Below are 14,108 nucleotides of genomic sequence, written 5' to 3' on the forward strand. Positions count from 1 at the left end.
GTTCCCCATACAGAGTCTGCGACCCAGTGCACCACCATCCCACTCCCGAAGAGCAACGCGCCGGACTCCCCGAGCCGCGGCGGATCCTGGCCCGCTCCGGGTTCGGCGCGGCCGAGCCGCTGTTCGCCGCCGAACTGCGCGCGTGCGAGGACCTGCCCCAGGCATGGGGGACGGTGTCCTCCCATGCCTCCCGTCTGTGGACGGAGGCCGCGCGCACCGGCCCCGGCGGTCCCGACGACCGCCCCCTGTACTGGGCGCGGCTGGTCCTGGCGGCGCGGCTGCGCGCCTGGCGGCCGCCCTTCGACCTGTCCGACCGCGAACGCGGGGAACTGCTGCACCTGTTGGAGACGTCCTCACGCGGTATGACCGACCTGGACTTCCCGCCGGGCGACCGGTGGATCCGGGTGGTCGTCACCGGGTTCGACCCCTTCCGCCTGGACGAGGATCCCGAGTGCTCCAACCCCTCGGGCACGGCGGCGCTGGACCTCAACGGCTGGACGTTCGCGGTGGGCGACCGCACCGCGGTCGTGCGCACGGCGGTGTTCCCGGTGCGCTGGGCCGACTTCGACGCGGGCCTGGTGGAGGAGGCCCTGGCGGGCCAGTACGCACGGGTCGACGCGGTGATCACCCTCAGCCGGGGCCGCCCCGGGCGCTTCGACCTGGAGGTGTGGAACGGCTCCTGGCGCGGCGGGGGGACCGACAACCAGGGCCGGTCGCAGGAGGGACGCGTTCCCGCGCCGGGACCCGACGCCCCGCAGTGGACCCGGTCCTCGCTGCCGCTGGAGCGGATCGTGGAGCGCGCGCAGGGGCGCCTCCCCGTGCTGGCCAACACCGAGGTGACCGAGGTGCCCGCGGGCGGCGGCGACCCGGTCGTGCGCGCCGACGGCCCCTCCCCCGGGTCGGCGGCCCGGTGCGGGGGCGGCGGGGACTACCTGTCCAACGAGATCGCCTACCGCAACACGCTCCTGAGCGAGCGGGCGGACCGGGACGTCCCGGCCGGGCACGTCCACGTACCCAGGACGAGCCGCCCGGAGGAACACGCCGACACCCTCGCCCAGGTCCGGGCGATCGTCGCGGCGACGGTCGGCTGAGGACCGCCGGCCCCGGTGGTTCGCGCACCGCGCGGCGCCGACCACGCCGCCGGATGCGGCCGGACGGTTCCACTCGACAACAGATTGACCAAAATGTCACATCTGACGCACAAACCGTTGCTCTCCGTGACGTGAGTTCGCCTCGGCTCCGATAGTGTCCCCTCGTGGTTGACACCTCACTGCGACGAAAACTCACTGCCTGCGCCGCCATGGGACTGCTCCTGGTGCCCGGCTGCCACGCGACGGACCACGCGCTGCCCTTCGCCGAGGCGATCGGTACGCCCCTGGAGGAGGTCGCCGGCGTGGTGGTGGGCTCCGGGTCGGTGACCGCCGACCACAGCGTGGTCGGCTACCGGTATCCACGTCTGGGCGCGGACCACCCGCTGACGACGGAGATCCGCACCTCGATGGCCGAGCGGCAGACGGCGTTCCTGGAGGACCTGCCCGAACGCGGCACGCCCGAACTGACCCAGGACACCACGATCCTGGCCGTGTCGGAGGAGGTCGTGGGCGCGCGCGTCACCGCCGTCACCCGCAGCGGCCTGCGCGAGACCCAGGAGTCCTCCACGCTCTGGTACGCGGCCGAAGGCCGGCGGGTCCTGCCCTGGACCGCCCTGTTCCGCGACGAGGCCGCGCTCGAACGTGCCCACCTGCTCATCGCCGACGTACTGACGGAGGGCTACAACCTGCCCGCCGAACAGCTGCCCGGCCTCGTGGGAGAGATCGCCGCGCGGTCCGCCGCGGACTCCGCGGCCGACCCGGCCGCGGACCCTGCGGAAGGCGGCGCCCTGGCGGAACCGGCGCCGACGGTGACCCCTGGGGCTACCGAGGCACCTGATGCGCCTGAGGCGGCGGAGGCCTCCGAGGGGCCGGCGGCACCCGGGGAGGGTGAGCCGCTGGACCTGGGCGATCCTGAGCAGGCCTGGACGGCCGCCGAGGACTGGGCGGGCTCACCGCTGGAGGACGTGGCCTTCAGTACCTCGGGCGGGCTGGTCGCGCGCATGGACCCCGACGACGTGCCGGGCACGGGCAGCAACAGCGAGGTCCTGCTGCCCGTCGAGGCCGAGGACGCCGAGGAACTGCTGTCCGGACTGGGCTACCAGGCCCGCGACGCGGCCCTGGCCGGCACCGACGACATACCGCCCCTGGGCGAGGGACTCAGCGCCCAGGGCAGCGACCTGAACTGCCAGCGGGCCAAGTGCGTGGCCCTGACCTTCGACGACGGCCCGGGCGAGCACACCGAGGAACTGCTCGACATGCTGCGGGAGTACGACGCCAGGGCGACCTTCTACGTGCTCGGGTCACTGGTCGAGGAGTTCCCGCAGGTGCTGGAGCGCACGGCCGCCGAGGGGCACGAGATCGGCAACCACAGCTGGAAGCACGACGACCTGACCGGGATGTCCGAAGCCGGAGTCGCCAAGGACCTCGAACGCACCAACCGCGCGGTCGAGGAGGTCATCGGGTCGGAGCCGCCCACCCTGCGCCCGCCCTACGGAGCGCTGAACGGCACGGTCCGCCGGTCGGCCGACATGCCCATCATCCTGTGGGACGTGGACACGCTGGACTGGCAGAGCCGGAACACCGCGGCGATCTCGGAGCACGCGCTCACGCACTCGGTGCCCGGCAGCGTCGTGCTCTTCCACGACATCCACCCGACGTCGGTCCAGGCGATCCCCAAGGTGCTGGAGGGTCTGCACCGGCAGGGGTACCACTTCGTCTCCGTCACCGACATCTTCCACGGCGAGTTGGAGCCGGGTGACGTCTACACCGACGCCCAGCCCGAGCCTGAGTGAGGCGACGATCCGACAGACGACCCTAGATCCTTACCCGTTCCCGAGCACCTCAAAAGCGCTGACCGTCACTTTTTACCTTCAGAGTCCGTTTTCGTGACGAAATGCGGATACATTCGATGCGTGAACGCGACACTCTCATCCCAGCGCATCATCATCCGGTCCGCGGTCGCCCTCGTGTCCGCGCTCGGCGCCTGTGCCGCCCTGGCCGCTCCCGCCGCCGCGGCTCCGACCGCCGCCGACCACGTCGGCCCGTCCGTGGTCGGCGGGCTCAGCGGCGAGCTGCGGGACTGCACGCGACTCAAGTGCGTGGCCCTGACCTTCGACGACGGCCCCGGCGCGTACACCGACGAACTGCTGGACGTGCTGGCCGACCACGACGCACAGGCTACCTTCTACGTCCTCGGATCCAAGGTCGCCGGCAACACCGACACCCTCCGGCGGATGGCGGAGGAGGGGCACGAGATCGGCAACCACTCCTGGGACCACGACGACCTGGCCACGCTGTCGGCCCGCGACGTCGAGAAGGACATGGCACGCACCAACGAGGCCATCCGCGAGGCGACCGGGATCGAACCCGCGACCATGCGCCCGCCCTACGGCTCGCTGGACGGCACCGCGCGCTCGGCCATCGACCAGGCCCTGGTCCTGTGGGACGTGGACACCCTGGACTGGCAGAGCCGCGACGCCGACGCGGTCACCGAGGTGACCCTGGACGAGACCTCCCCGGGCAGCGTGGTGCTCTTCCACGACATCCACGAGTCCACCGTCGAGGCGATCCCCTCCGTGCTGAAGGGCCTGCACAGGCAGGGATACCACTTCGTCACGGTCGACGAGCTGTTCCCGGACACCCTGAAGCCGGGCGACGTGTACACCGACGCCCGGCTGTAGCGCTGCGCTTCAGCCTCACCGTCGCACCCGGGACACCCTTCACCGTCGTCGATGCGGCTTCGCCGGGCCCGGGAGATGCGACCCGTGACCGTTCTGTCGCAGGGGTGGTCGGAACGCGAACCGGTGCAGACGAACCGAGGCGACGACCTCGGCCGTCTGCGGCCGAGTGGTCTAGAGCATCTTCCGCAGCAGCCGCTCCTTGAGGCCGGTGATCGGCGCGTAGGCCACCCGCATGGTGTCCAGGCGCAGCGACTTGTCGAGCACCGACTTGGTGTGCGAGAAGGTGTCGATCGAGGCGGCGGAGTGGTAGGCGCCCATCCCGCTCTCCCCCACCCCGCCGAAGGGCAGGTCCGGGACCGCCAGGTGGGCGATGGGCAGGCCGAAGGCCAGGCCGCCCGAGGAGGTCTCGGTGGTCAGGCGGCGCTTGGTCTCCTCGGACTCGGTGAAGGCGTACAGTGCCAGCGGCTTGTCTCGCTCGTTGACGAACGCGATGGCCGCGTCGAGGTCGGGGACCCGGATGACCGGCAGGATCGGACCGAAGATCTCCTCGGCCATCACGGGCGCGTCGGCGGACACCTCGCCCAGCACCGTCGGGGCGATGTAGAGGTCGTCGCGGTCGTGCTCTCCTCCGGCCACGACGGTGCCCGAGTCCAGCAGCGCGGTGAGCCGGTCGAAGTGGCGCTCGTTGACGATACGGCCGTAGTCGGCGCTGCGGGCCGGATCCCGGCCGAACATCTCGGTGATGGCCGCGGCGAGCTCGCGCTCGAGTTCGGGGGCGCTGTCGCCGATGGCGAGCACGTAGTCGGGGGCCACACAGGTCTGGCCGGCGTTGGTGAACTTGCCCCAGGCCAGGCGGCGGGCGGTGGTGGCCGGGTCGGCTCCGGGCTCCACGATGGCGGGGCTCTTGCCGCCCAGTTCCAGGGTGACCGGGGTCAGGTACTTGACCGCGGCGCCCATGACGATGCGCGCCACGGCGCCGTTCCCGGTGTAGAAGATGTGGTCGAACCGCTGCTCCAGAAGGGTGGTGCTCTCGGCCACGCCGCCCTCCACCACGGCGACCGCCTCGGTGTCCAGGTAGCGCGGGACCAGGTCGGCCAGGGCCGCTGACGTGGCCGGGGCCAGTTCACTGGGCTTGACCAGGGCGGCGTTGCCGGCCGCGAGGGCGCCGACCAGCGGAGCCAGGGCCAGGTTCACCGGGTAGTTCCACGGGGCGATGATCAGCACGGTGCCCAGCGGCTCGCGCACGCGGCGGGCCTTGGCGGGGGCCAGGGCCATGGGCACCGACACCCGCTGGGGGCGCAGCCACGACGCCAGGTGTTTGAGGGTGTGGTCGATCTCGTTGACGACGAACCCGATCTCGGTGGTGTGCGATTCCACCGGGCTCTTGCCGAGGTCGGCCTTGAGCGCCTCCTCCAGGGTGGTGCGCTCCTCGGTGAGCAGTCGGCGCAGGGCCCGCAGCTGGGCCCGCCGCCAGGCGAGGGGCTTGGTGCGGCCGTCGGCGAACGCGGAGCGCAGCCGGGCGACGGTCGCGACGATGTCGGCGTCCGTGACGATGTCGGCGGTCGTGGTCGGGGGTGCACTGGTGGGCTCGGTGTTCGGCATGGGCCGATACTAAACGAAAGCTTTTCGTTTCGATAGAGAGCCTGGCATAGGATTCCGTTTATGACCACGGACCATCTGCCCGAAGCGTCCGCCGCCCCCGCACGGGGGCGGCCGCGGGACGCCACCCGGGACCGCGCGCTGATGGAGGCCACCCTCGCCGAGCTGCAGGCGCAGGGCTACAGCGGCCTGACGACGGCCGCCGTCGCCAAGCGCGCCGGCGTATCGACCGCCACCCTCTACCGCCGCTGGCGCTCCAAGGAGCACCTGGTGGTGGGGGCGGCCCAGGCCTGGGCCGAGGACCTGGGGCCCGACGTCGACCACGGCAGCCTGCGGGCGGACCTGAGGGCCCTGCTGCAGGAGAAGGCCGACGCGCTGGAAGGCGCCTCCGGCCGCCTCCTGCGGGCCGTGCTGGGCGAGGCCGCGCACAACCGGGCACTGGCCGACGTGCTCTTCGATGCCTTCGTCCTGCCCCTGCAGAACCGGGTCGCGGCCCTGCTGGACCGCGCCGCCGGGCGCGGGGAGATCGCCCCGGTGGAGGATCCTCTGGTCGTCGGCGAGATGGTCATCGGTCCGATGGTCAGCCACACGTTCCTCGTCCCGCCCTCCCCCGGCGCCAGCCCGGGAACGGACATGGCCGACCGCCTGCTCCCCTACCTCCTGCGCGCCCTGGGCGCTCCCCCCGACTGATCCGGCGCCGGGCAGAGGGGCGGCGCGGGCGCCATGGGTGGGATCAGGACGGGGTCAGCGGGCGCCGGCCAGCCAGGCGCGGGGCGACTGCCCCAGCTCGCGGGTGAACGCGCGGGAGAAGGCCGGCGGGTTGGCGTAGCCGAGCTCCGTCGCCGTCCGGGCCACGGACGCCCCGCCCCGCAGCCGTTCCTGGGCGACGGTGAGCCGCCATCCCGTCACGTACTCGGCCGGCGACTGCCCGACGGCCGACTTGAACCGGGCGGCGAACGCGCTGCGCGACATGTGCGCCTCCTGCGCCATCGTGGCGAGGGTCCACGGTCCGCCGGGGTTCTCGTGGATCGCCACCAGGGTGCGGGCGAGGCGCTCGTCGGCGAGGCCCGTCAGCAGACCGGCGGGCAGGGCGAGCTCGTCGGTGTGGTCCAGGAGCCATCGGAAGAGGTGGACGAGTACCACCTCGAACAGCCGGTCGGCCAGCACCCTGCGGCCGCAGCGCACGTTGTCGATCTCGGCGAACAGCAGGTCGAGCGACGGCTCCAGGCTGTCGACCGCCGCCACGGGCAGGACGATCACGGCAGGGAGGGTGCGCACGAGCGGGTGCGTGGCCCCGCCGTCGAAGTCGAGCGTCGCGCACGCGAAGTCGGAGTCCTCCGTCGGCGCGTTGTGGAAGGAGTGCTCCAGGGGCCTCGGATAGAAGAGCAGGCTGGGCCGATCGATCGTCCGGTGCTCCAGGCGCCCGTCCGCGCCGCGGTGGGCCACCTCCATCTCCCCGCGCCGCAGCACGTGGAGGAACCCCCGGCCCGGCTGCGCGGCGAACGTCGTGACGCCGCACAGGGGCCCTGTGTGGAAGACGCGCGTGCGCACCCGGAACCGGTCCAGGAGGGGCGAGAGCCGGTCGATGGAAGTCATGAGCCGAGTGTGCCAGACGATCTGGTACGAACTACGGACGATTTGACGCTTTTCATCCACGCTCTGCTGTCAGTCTGTGAGTACGCCCCTCCGGGACTCCCACGAGGGGCGATTCCGCACGACCGAAGGAGTACCCCCATGCCCACCGTCCACCTCGTCGAGCACGAGTCGGCCACCGGCAGCGTCAGGAACCAGCTCGACCAGATCCACGCCACGTTCGGCACCGTCCCCGCGATGTTCCGGGCCGTCGCGAACTCGCCCGCCGCGCTCGCCAGCATGTGGTCGTCGTTCGGGGCGTTCGCCGGCGGGGCGCTCGGCCCCGCGCTCGGCGAGCAGGTCGCCGTCGCCGTCGCCAACCGCAACGCGTGCGAGTACTGCCTGGCCGCGCACACCGCCCTGGGCCGCAAGGCCGGCGTCAGCCGGGACGCGCTGACGGCCGCGCAGGACGGCACCTCCGACGACCCCCGCACCGCGGCGCTCCTCCGCTTCGCCCTGCAGCTCGTGGAGCACCGCGGGCAGGTGCCCCCCGAGGACGTGCAGGCCGTCCGCGACCAGGGCTGGGACGACGAGCACATCGTCGAGGTCATCGCCCAGGTGGCCCTGAACCTGTTCACCAACTACATCAACATCGCGCTCGACGTCCCGGTCGACTTCCCCGGAGTACGACTGCGTCCCGCGAGCTGACGCCGCCCGCGGGGTCGCGCGGGTCGGCGCTGCTGAGCGATCCGACCGTTGACCTGCGATGACGTTGGACCTGGGGCGGCGACCGCCGGAAGGCCCCGGGCGCGGCAGCGGTCGGCCCAGCGTTGGTCGGTGGTCGAACCGACCTGGAAGCGTTCGGCGGCCCGGCGCGCGGCCGACCGCCATCGACCGCGCGGCGGGCCGGGGCAGGGCGCCCGGCGAGTCCGGCGTCGGGGCGGGGAGCGTAGGGCGTCGAGGGCCTTCTGGTGGATCGGTGTAGACGTGGTCGTCCACACCGATACCGAAGGCCCTCTTCGCTTGTGTCGGCCGGGACGGGTGTTACCAACCTCCGCGGTCAGTGCACCTAGGCCGGGATGACGGGCGTCCAGTAGGGGTGCTCCAGGGAGTGGCGCTGGTCGTCGGCGAGCCCGAGGCCGGCGGTGTCGGCCTCCCCGGTGACGAGCCAGTCGCCGAAGCCGACGCGGGCGACGGGGTTCCACTCGATGACCAGGCCGCGGACGCTCGTCCGCTCCAGCTCCAGCCCCAGGCCGTCGTCGATCCGCTCCTCGGCGAGCACGTACACCTCGACGGTGGAGGCGCCGGCGGTGCGCCACATCACACCGATCGGAGTGATGTCGTGGGTGGAACCGGCGGCGGGATATCTTTCCTGGTCGAACTCCGCACCGGCCGCACGCGCTTGCCCGGCGATATCGGCGGCGCGTTCGACGAGGAATTCCGTGCCCGCCGATTCCGGATCTATCTCCTGGTCATGGGCGTGGTAGATAGCGACGGCCCCGCCCAGTTCCATGGTGTCGTTGGTGGAGATCGCGCGCAGGTAGGCCAGGACCATCGACACGCCGCCCTCGGCCTCACGGGAGAACTCGACCGGGTAGCGCTCCTGCATCGTCCCTCCGCCCCCCAGTGGCTCGAAGGCCGCCAGATCGAGGTTGTCGGGCGGCGGCGGCCCGTCCGGATCGCTTGCCCCGTCGGGGCTCGCGGAGCCGGAGGGGTCAGTGGCGGCGCCTCCGTCGGCCGGTGCGGTCAGGACGGTGCGGCCGTCGTCGGACGACCCGGCAGCGCAGCCGGTCACCAGCACCAGGCCGGCCAGGACCGACCCGAGTGCCGGTGACAGGCCACGGCCCGCACCTGCGATTTTCCCTTCGTTCCGTGGTTGCGCGGGTGGACCGAACGAAAATCTGGCCATGGCTCCGGTCGGCTCGAATGGCATGGGTCTCTTTTCCGGCATCGTCGACTGAATTGCCTTCCGCTTTATATGGAAGGCACCGGATTTATACCATCCGCGCACGGCCGATGACATTTCGAGCAGGTTAACCGTGCCCATACGGAGCACAACGGAGCCCCGGACCTGGGGTGGCGGTCCGGGGCTCGGTGCGGGTGCGCGCGCCTACCGCGCGGGCAGGACGCGGCCGACGACCTCCCCGAAGTCCACCCTCGACCCGTCGGGTCCGGGTGCGGTCGCGGTGATGGTGACCTCGTCACCGTCCTCCAGGAACGTGCGCTCCGTGCCGTCGGGCAGGCGCAGGGGCTCCTTGCCGGACCAGGTCAGTTCCAGGAAGCAGCCTCGCTGGCCCGCCTCGGGCCCGCTGACCGTGCCGGAGGCGTAGACGTCCCCGGTGCGCAGGGAGGCGCCGTTGACGGTCATGTGCGCGAGCTGCTGGGCGGCGGTCCAGTACATCAGCTCGAACGGGGGCCGGGAGACGACGTGCCCGTTCAGCCGCACCTCCAGGCGCAGGTCCAGGCCCCACGGCTGTTCGCCGCGAAGGTAGGGCAGCGGTACGGGGTCCTGGGCGGGCTGCTCGACCCGGGCGGCCGACAGAGCGGAGACCGGCACGATCCAGGGGGAGACCGAGGTGGCGAACGACTTGCCGAGGAAGGGGCCCAGCGGCACGTACTCCCAGGCCTGGAGGTCGCGCGAGGACCAGTCGTTGAGCAGGAACACCCCGAACACGTGGTCGGCGAAGTCGTCGACGGCCACGCGCTCGCCCATGGGGCTGGGCGTGCCCACGACGAACCCGACCTCGGCCTCGATGTCCAGGCGGGCCGAGGGGCCGAACACGGGAACCGGCTCGGTCGGCGGCTTGCGCTGGCCGGTGGGCCGCACAATGTCGGTTCCCGACACCACGATGGTGCCGGAGCGGCCGTGGTAGCCGATCGGCAGGTGCCGCCAGTTCGGGGTCAGGGGCTCCTGTTCGGGGCGGAAGATGCGGCCGACGTTGCTCGCGTGGTGCTCGGAGGCGTAGAAGTCCACGTAGTCGGCGACGGTGAACGGCAGGTGCAGCGTGACCGCGTTGCGCGCCACCAGGTGCGGGCGCACGGCGGCCTCATGGGCAGGGTCGGTGAGCCAGGCGGTCAGGGCCTCGCGCACCTGGTCCCACACCGGCCGCCCGGCCGCCATGAGCGCGTCCAGGGAGGGTCCGGCGACGGTGTCGGCGAAGGGGGCTCCCACCGCGCGGGCCGCCGCGCCGAGGTCGAGGACGTGGCCGCCCACGGCCACGCCGGTGCGCGGCGCCGGGTCGGCGGCGGTGCTGAACACTCCGTAGGGCAGGGTGGCCAGGCCGAAGGGCGCGTCCGGGTCGAGGTCGAGCCAGCTGTCGGGCATGGGGATCGCTTCCTGGTCGGTGTCGGGTGGTCAGTGGGTGCGGGCCGCGGGCAGCGCGCCGAGGACCACCAGGTCCTCCAGCGGTTCGGTGACACTGCAGGTACCGAAGGAGCGGAAGGCGCGCCGGACGGACACGGCGTCCTCGCGGGTGAGTGCGCCGATCCTGGCGGCCACGGACGGGCCGTCGCGGTCGGCCAGCACACCGGCGGCCTCCTCCGGGCCGGCGCCCGACACCAGGGTGTGCGTGGCCAGCAGGACGTTGAGGAAGCCGTGCTGTTCGAACCCCTCGGCGGTGGTGTGGCGGACGGCGCGGTGCAGCCCGGCGGTGCACTTGAAGGGCACCCCCGCCGCGACGGCCGCGTGCAGCAGCCGGGCGAGTTCGGCCTCACCGGGGTGGGCCTCGGGGACCAGGCCGCCCGTGCGGTACTTGGCCTGGTGGCGGGTGGTGGACAGGGCCGCCAGGTCGGCGGGCGCGTCGCCGGCGCGCGAGAGCTCGACGTAGCCCTCGGCGCCCTCGGGCAGGTGCCGGTCGAGCTGCTCGGCCGCTGCGGCGGCCCGGCCCGGTTCGGCGGCGACCTCCACCGCGACCAGGCGCAGTGCGGGGTCGGCCCGTACGGCGGCCACCGCGGGCCCGACCGCGTCGGGTCCTCCGGGCACGGTGACCACGACGGCCATCGGCCCGTGTCCGTCGCTCTCCCTGCTCAAAAAGGTGCGCAGTTCGGCGATGCGGCCGTCGGAGACCAGGAACGGCCCCACGTAGCGGGCGCGGCGCCCGGCCAGGTGGGCGCGGTGGGCGGGGACGGCCTCCCCCATGGGTGCGTTCCCGGGCGGGAAGAGCGCGGCGTCGTCGAACAGGTGGGCGTAGAGGGCGTCGCTCACGGGGCCGCCTCCCCCGCGCGGTGGTCGGCTCTCACCGGCGTCCTCCCGCCCAGGTCCAGGCGTAGCCGCCGTCGTCGCAGGCCCGGCCGCCCTCGCCCAGGTCGAGCGGGCGGAAGGTGTCGACCATGACCGCGAGCTCGTCGAAGTAGTGGACGCCGACGCTGCGCTCGTAGGCGCCGGGCTGGGGGCCGTGGGAGTGTCCGCCGGGGTGCAGGGAGATCGATCCCTGGCCGATCCCCGAGCCCTTGCGGGCCTCGTAGTCGCCGCCGCAGTAGAACATGACCTCGTCGGAGTCGACGTTGGAGTGGTAGTAGGGCACGGGGATGGACTCGGGGTGGTAGTCGACCTTGCGGGGCACGAAGTTGCAGATCACGAAGTTGTGCCCCTCGAAGACCTGGTGGACGGGCGGCGGCTGGTGGACGCGGCCGGTGATGGGCTGGAAGTCGGCGACGTTGAACACGTAGGGGTACAGGCACCCGTCCCAGCCCACGACGTCGAAGGGGTGGGTGGGGTAGGTGTAGCGGGTGCCGGAGATCCCGCCGGGGCCGTCGCCGCGGTGCTTGATGAGGACGTCGACCATCTCGCCCTCGGCCAGCATCGGCTCGGTGGGCCCGCGCAGGTCGCGCTCGCAGTAGGGCGCGTGCTCCAGGAACTGCCCGTAGCGGGACAGGTAGCGCTTGGGCGGCGCGATGTGGCTGTTGGCCTCGATGGCGTAGGCCCGCAGCGGACCGTCGCCGGTGGGCACCCACCGGTGGGTGGTGGCGCGGGGCAGGACGACGTAGTCGCCGCCGCCGACCTCCAGTGCGCCGAAGACGGTCTCCACGCGGGCGGACCCGGACTCCACGTACACGCACTCGTCGCCGATGCCGTTGCGGTACAGCGAGGAGGGAGCCCCGGCGACCACGTAGGAGATGCGCACGTCGTCGTTGCCCAGGACGAGGCGGCGCGACTCCACGACGTCGGCGCCCTTCCAGTCCTGGTCCGAGAACAGGTCGTGCAGCCGCAGGTGGCGGGGGACCATCGGCGCGTTGCGCGTGCGGGACAGGTCCGGCACCCGCCACTCGGCGGCGTCGGCGATGGCCGAGGGGATGGCGCGGTGGTAGAGCAGGGAGGAGTCGCTGGAGAAGCCCTCCTCCCCCATCAGCTCCTCGTAGTACAGCCCGCCCTCGGGATTGCGGTGCTGGGTGTGGCGGGTGCGGGGCACCTCGCCGACGCTGCGGTAGTGGGCCATGGCGGTGATCTCCTTACCGTGGGCTGGGTGAGTGCGTGGTGGGGGCCGCCTCCGGCCCCGGGAGCGTTCCGTCGCCGCCGTCCGCCCGGCGCACGGCACCGCCCAGGGCGGCGTGCACGGCCGCCCGCAGGGCCGCGGTGTCGGTTCCCGCCAGCACGGCGGCGACGTGGGCGTCGGGGCGCACGAGCCAGACCTGGCCGGGCTCGGGGGTCAGGGCGGCGGCCAGGGCGCCGGTGGTGTCGATGTCGTCCAGGTAGAGGGCGGTGGCGGGGGCGGGAGTGACGTCCTGGGCGGCACCGCGCACGCGGTCGAGGAAGGCCGCGCGGCCGGAGCCGGGCACCGCGCCCACGAGCAGGGTCAGGCCCTCCCGCAACAGCGCGCGGATCCGCGTGGGCTCCGGGTCCCCGGGGAGGGTGACGGGCGCGTCGGGCAGCATGACGCCGGGGCAGGGCGCCGGGGCCTGCCCCCGGGGCGGCCGGCCGCCGAAGGGGCGCTGCGCGCACGGGGTCGTCAGGGCGGAGTCGGTGTACCAGAAGGGTTCGGCCAGCCGTCCGGAGTCGACCTGGGCGTGCACGCCCTCGTCGGTCAGCGCCCGGTCCAGGACGCTGACGCGCCGCTCGCGCTCGGCCTCGTCGTGCGGGACGAGGAAGCGCATGGTGGCGCTGGTGACGTCGGCGTTCTCCAGCGCGGCGGCGTGGCGCTCGGCCTCGTAGGTGGCCAGGAGCTCCGGGGGCGCCCAGCCGGCCCGCACGTAGGCGATCTTCCAGGCGGCGTTCTCCGCGTCCTGGACGCCGGAGTTGAGGCCGCGCGCCCCGAAGGGCGCCACCAGGTGGGCGTTGTCGCCCGCCAGCAGGACGCGCCCCGCGCGCATGCGGTCGGCGGTGCGGGTGTGGAAGCGGTACACCGAGTGCCAGACGATCTCATAGGGCGTGTCCCCGATGATCTGGCGGATCCGGGCGTCCAGCCGGCCGCTGGAGCGCTCGGTGTCCAGATCGAAGTCCGGGGGGACCTGCCAGTCGATCCGGAAGACGGAGTCGGGGCAGGGGTGGATGAGCACCTGGCGGCCGGGGTTCCACTCCGGGTCGAAGTAGAAGCGGCGCTCGCGTTCCCAGCCGGGGAGCTGGGCGCGGATGTCGCAGATGAGGAAGCGGTCGTCGAAGGAGGTGCCCTCGAAGGACGCGCCGATCGCCTCGCGTGCGACCCCGCCGTGGGCGCCGAGGCAGGACAGCGCGTGGGTCCCGCGCAGGGTGACGGGGCCGTCGGGTGTCTCACAGGTGGCGGTGACCCCCTCGGCGTCCTGGGCCAGGCCGCTGACACGGTGGTTCCACAGCACCTGGACGCCCTCCCGGTCCAGGAGTCCGTCGAGGACCTGTTCGGTGCGGGACTGGGAGATGTTGACGAAGGGCGGAAGGGGTGAGGCACCCGGGTCCGGCAGCCGGACGCTGAACAGCTCCTGGTCGCGGTAGAAGGTGCGGGCGGTGTCCCAGGTCAGGCCCTCGCGCACGAGGGTGCCGCCGCCCAGCCAGTCCCAGACGTCCAGGACGTCGCGCTGCTGGCAGATGGCCTTGGAACCGACGGCGTCGCGGGCCGGGCGGCCGTCCACGACCAGGACGGGGACGCCGCGCCGGGCCAGGAGCAGGGCCGCGGTCTGGCCCACGGGGCCGGCGCCGAGCACCAGGACCGGGTCGGCGTCGGGTTCGGACGGTCTGCGTGGAGCAGGGGGGCGCATG

12 protein-coding genes are annotated in these 14,108 nt (G+C 72.8%); 5 read left to right on the plus strand and 7 right to left on the minus strand.

Features of this window, described 5'->3' with window-relative positions; all coding sequences use genetic code 11:
• Positions 1–26: 26 nt before the first annotated feature.
• The 3 genes from M1P99_RS25850 to M1P99_RS25860 all read left to right on the plus strand — a co-directional run bounded on the left by M1P99_RS25850 (position 27) and on the right by M1P99_RS25860 (position 3,772).
• Positions 27–1,091 (plus strand): pyroglutamyl peptidase, encoded by a 1,065-nt coding sequence (locus M1P99_RS25850; RefSeq protein ID WP_304455185.1) that lies wholly within the window; start codon positions 27–29, stop codon positions 1,089–1,091.
• 164 nt (positions 1,092–1,255) lie between these two features.
• Complete coding sequence (locus M1P99_RS25855; RefSeq protein WP_304455186.1) at positions 1,256–2,884, plus strand: polysaccharide deacetylase family protein; 1,629 nt, start codon at positions 1,256–1,258, stop codon at positions 2,882–2,884.
• Positions 2,885–3,004: 120 nt separating this feature from the next.
• Positions 3,005–3,772: a polysaccharide deacetylase family protein gene (locus M1P99_RS25860; RefSeq protein WP_304455187.1), complete on the plus strand. Its 768-nt coding sequence runs from the start codon at positions 3,005–3,007 to the stop codon at positions 3,770–3,772.
• A gap of 171 nt (positions 3,773–3,943) precedes the next feature.
• Here the strand turns inward: M1P99_RS25860 and M1P99_RS25865 are convergent, their stop codons facing one another.
• Positions 3,944–5,374, minus strand: coding sequence for an aldehyde dehydrogenase family protein (locus M1P99_RS25865; protein WP_304455188.1), 1,431 nt, complete (start codon positions 5,372–5,374; stop codon positions 3,944–3,946).
• A 60-nt stretch (positions 5,375–5,434) separates the two neighbouring features.
• Between M1P99_RS25865 and M1P99_RS25870 the strand changes: the two genes are divergently transcribed.
• Positions 5,435–6,061, plus strand: a complete 627-nt coding sequence (locus M1P99_RS25870) for a TetR/AcrR family transcriptional regulator (protein WP_304455189.1) — start codon at positions 5,435–5,437, stop codon at positions 6,059–6,061.
• Between the two features lie 54 nt (positions 6,062–6,115).
• Here M1P99_RS25870 and M1P99_RS25875 read toward each other — a convergent pair whose 3' ends face one another.
• Positions 6,116–6,967, minus strand: a complete 852-nt coding sequence (locus M1P99_RS25875) for an AraC family transcriptional regulator (protein ID WP_304455190.1) — start codon at positions 6,965–6,967, stop codon at positions 6,116–6,118.
• Positions 6,968–7,105: 138 nt separating this feature from the next.
• Between M1P99_RS25875 and M1P99_RS25880 the strand changes: the two genes are divergently transcribed.
• A complete protein-coding gene (locus tag M1P99_RS25880; RefSeq protein WP_304455191.1) occupies positions 7,106–7,651 on the plus strand; it encodes a carboxymuconolactone decarboxylase family protein in 546 nt (181 codons plus the stop codon).
• Positions 7,652–8,012: 361 nt separating this feature from the next.
• Here the strand turns inward: M1P99_RS25880 and M1P99_RS25885 are convergent, their stop codons facing one another.
• The 5 genes from M1P99_RS25885 to M1P99_RS25905 form a co-directional block, all read right to left on the minus strand.
• Positions 8,013–8,738: a hypothetical protein gene (locus tag M1P99_RS25885; RefSeq protein ID WP_304455192.1), complete on the minus strand. Its 726-nt coding sequence runs from the start codon at positions 8,736–8,738 to the stop codon at positions 8,013–8,015.
• 315 nt (positions 8,739–9,053) lie between these two features.
• On the minus strand, positions 9,054–10,268 hold the full coding sequence (gene fahA, locus M1P99_RS25890) for a fumarylacetoacetase (protein ID WP_304455193.1): 1,215 nt from the start codon (positions 10,266–10,268) through the stop codon (positions 9,054–9,056).
• A gap of 30 nt (positions 10,269–10,298) precedes the next feature.
• Entirely contained in the window at positions 10,299–11,147 is an 849-nt protein-coding gene (locus M1P99_RS25895) for a hypothetical protein (protein WP_304455194.1), read from the minus strand.
• Positions 11,148–11,178: 31 nt separating this feature from the next.
• A complete protein-coding gene (locus M1P99_RS25900; protein WP_304455195.1) occupies positions 11,179–12,378 on the minus strand; it encodes a homogentisate 1,2-dioxygenase in 1,200 nt (399 codons plus the stop codon).
• 13 nt (positions 12,379–12,391) lie between these two features.
• Entirely contained in the window at positions 12,392–14,107 is a 1,716-nt protein-coding gene (locus tag M1P99_RS25905) for an FAD-dependent monooxygenase (RefSeq protein WP_304455196.1), read from the minus strand.
• Position 14,108 lies beyond the last annotated feature (1 nt).

This window comes from Nocardiopsis sp. YSL2 (genome assembly GCF_030555055.1).
Taxonomy (GTDB): domain Bacteria; phylum Actinomycetota; class Actinomycetes; order Streptosporangiales; family Streptosporangiaceae; genus Nocardiopsis.

What these genes read in the sequence shown, in the direction of transcription:
- fahA (WP_304455193.1), bottom strand. Translation starts at nt 10,268, where the DNA reads ATGCCCGACAGCTGGCTCGACCTCGACCCGGACGCGCCCTTCGGCCTG.
- M1P99_RS25900 (WP_304455195.1), bottom strand. Translation starts at nt 12,378, where the DNA reads ATGGCCCACTACCGCAGCGTCGGCGAGGTGCCCCGCACCCGCCACACC.
- M1P99_RS25905 (WP_304455196.1), bottom strand. Translation starts at nt 14,107, where the DNA reads ATGCGCCCCCCTGCTCCACGCAGACCGTCCGAACCCGACGCCGACCCG.
- M1P99_RS25870 (WP_304455189.1), top strand. Translation starts at nt 5,435, where the DNA reads ATGACCACGGACCATCTGCCCGAAGCGTCCGCCGCCCCCGCACGGGGG.
- M1P99_RS25880 (WP_304455191.1), top strand. Translation starts at nt 7,106, where the DNA reads ATGCCCACCGTCCACCTCGTCGAGCACGAGTCGGCCACCGGCAGCGTC.
- M1P99_RS25865 (WP_304455188.1), bottom strand. Translation starts at nt 5,374, where the DNA reads ATGCCGAACACCGAGCCCACCAGTGCACCCCCGACCACGACCGCCGAC.
- M1P99_RS25875 (WP_304455190.1), bottom strand. Translation starts at nt 6,967, where the DNA reads ATGACTTCCATCGACCGGCTCTCGCCCCTCCTGGACCGGTTCCGGGTG.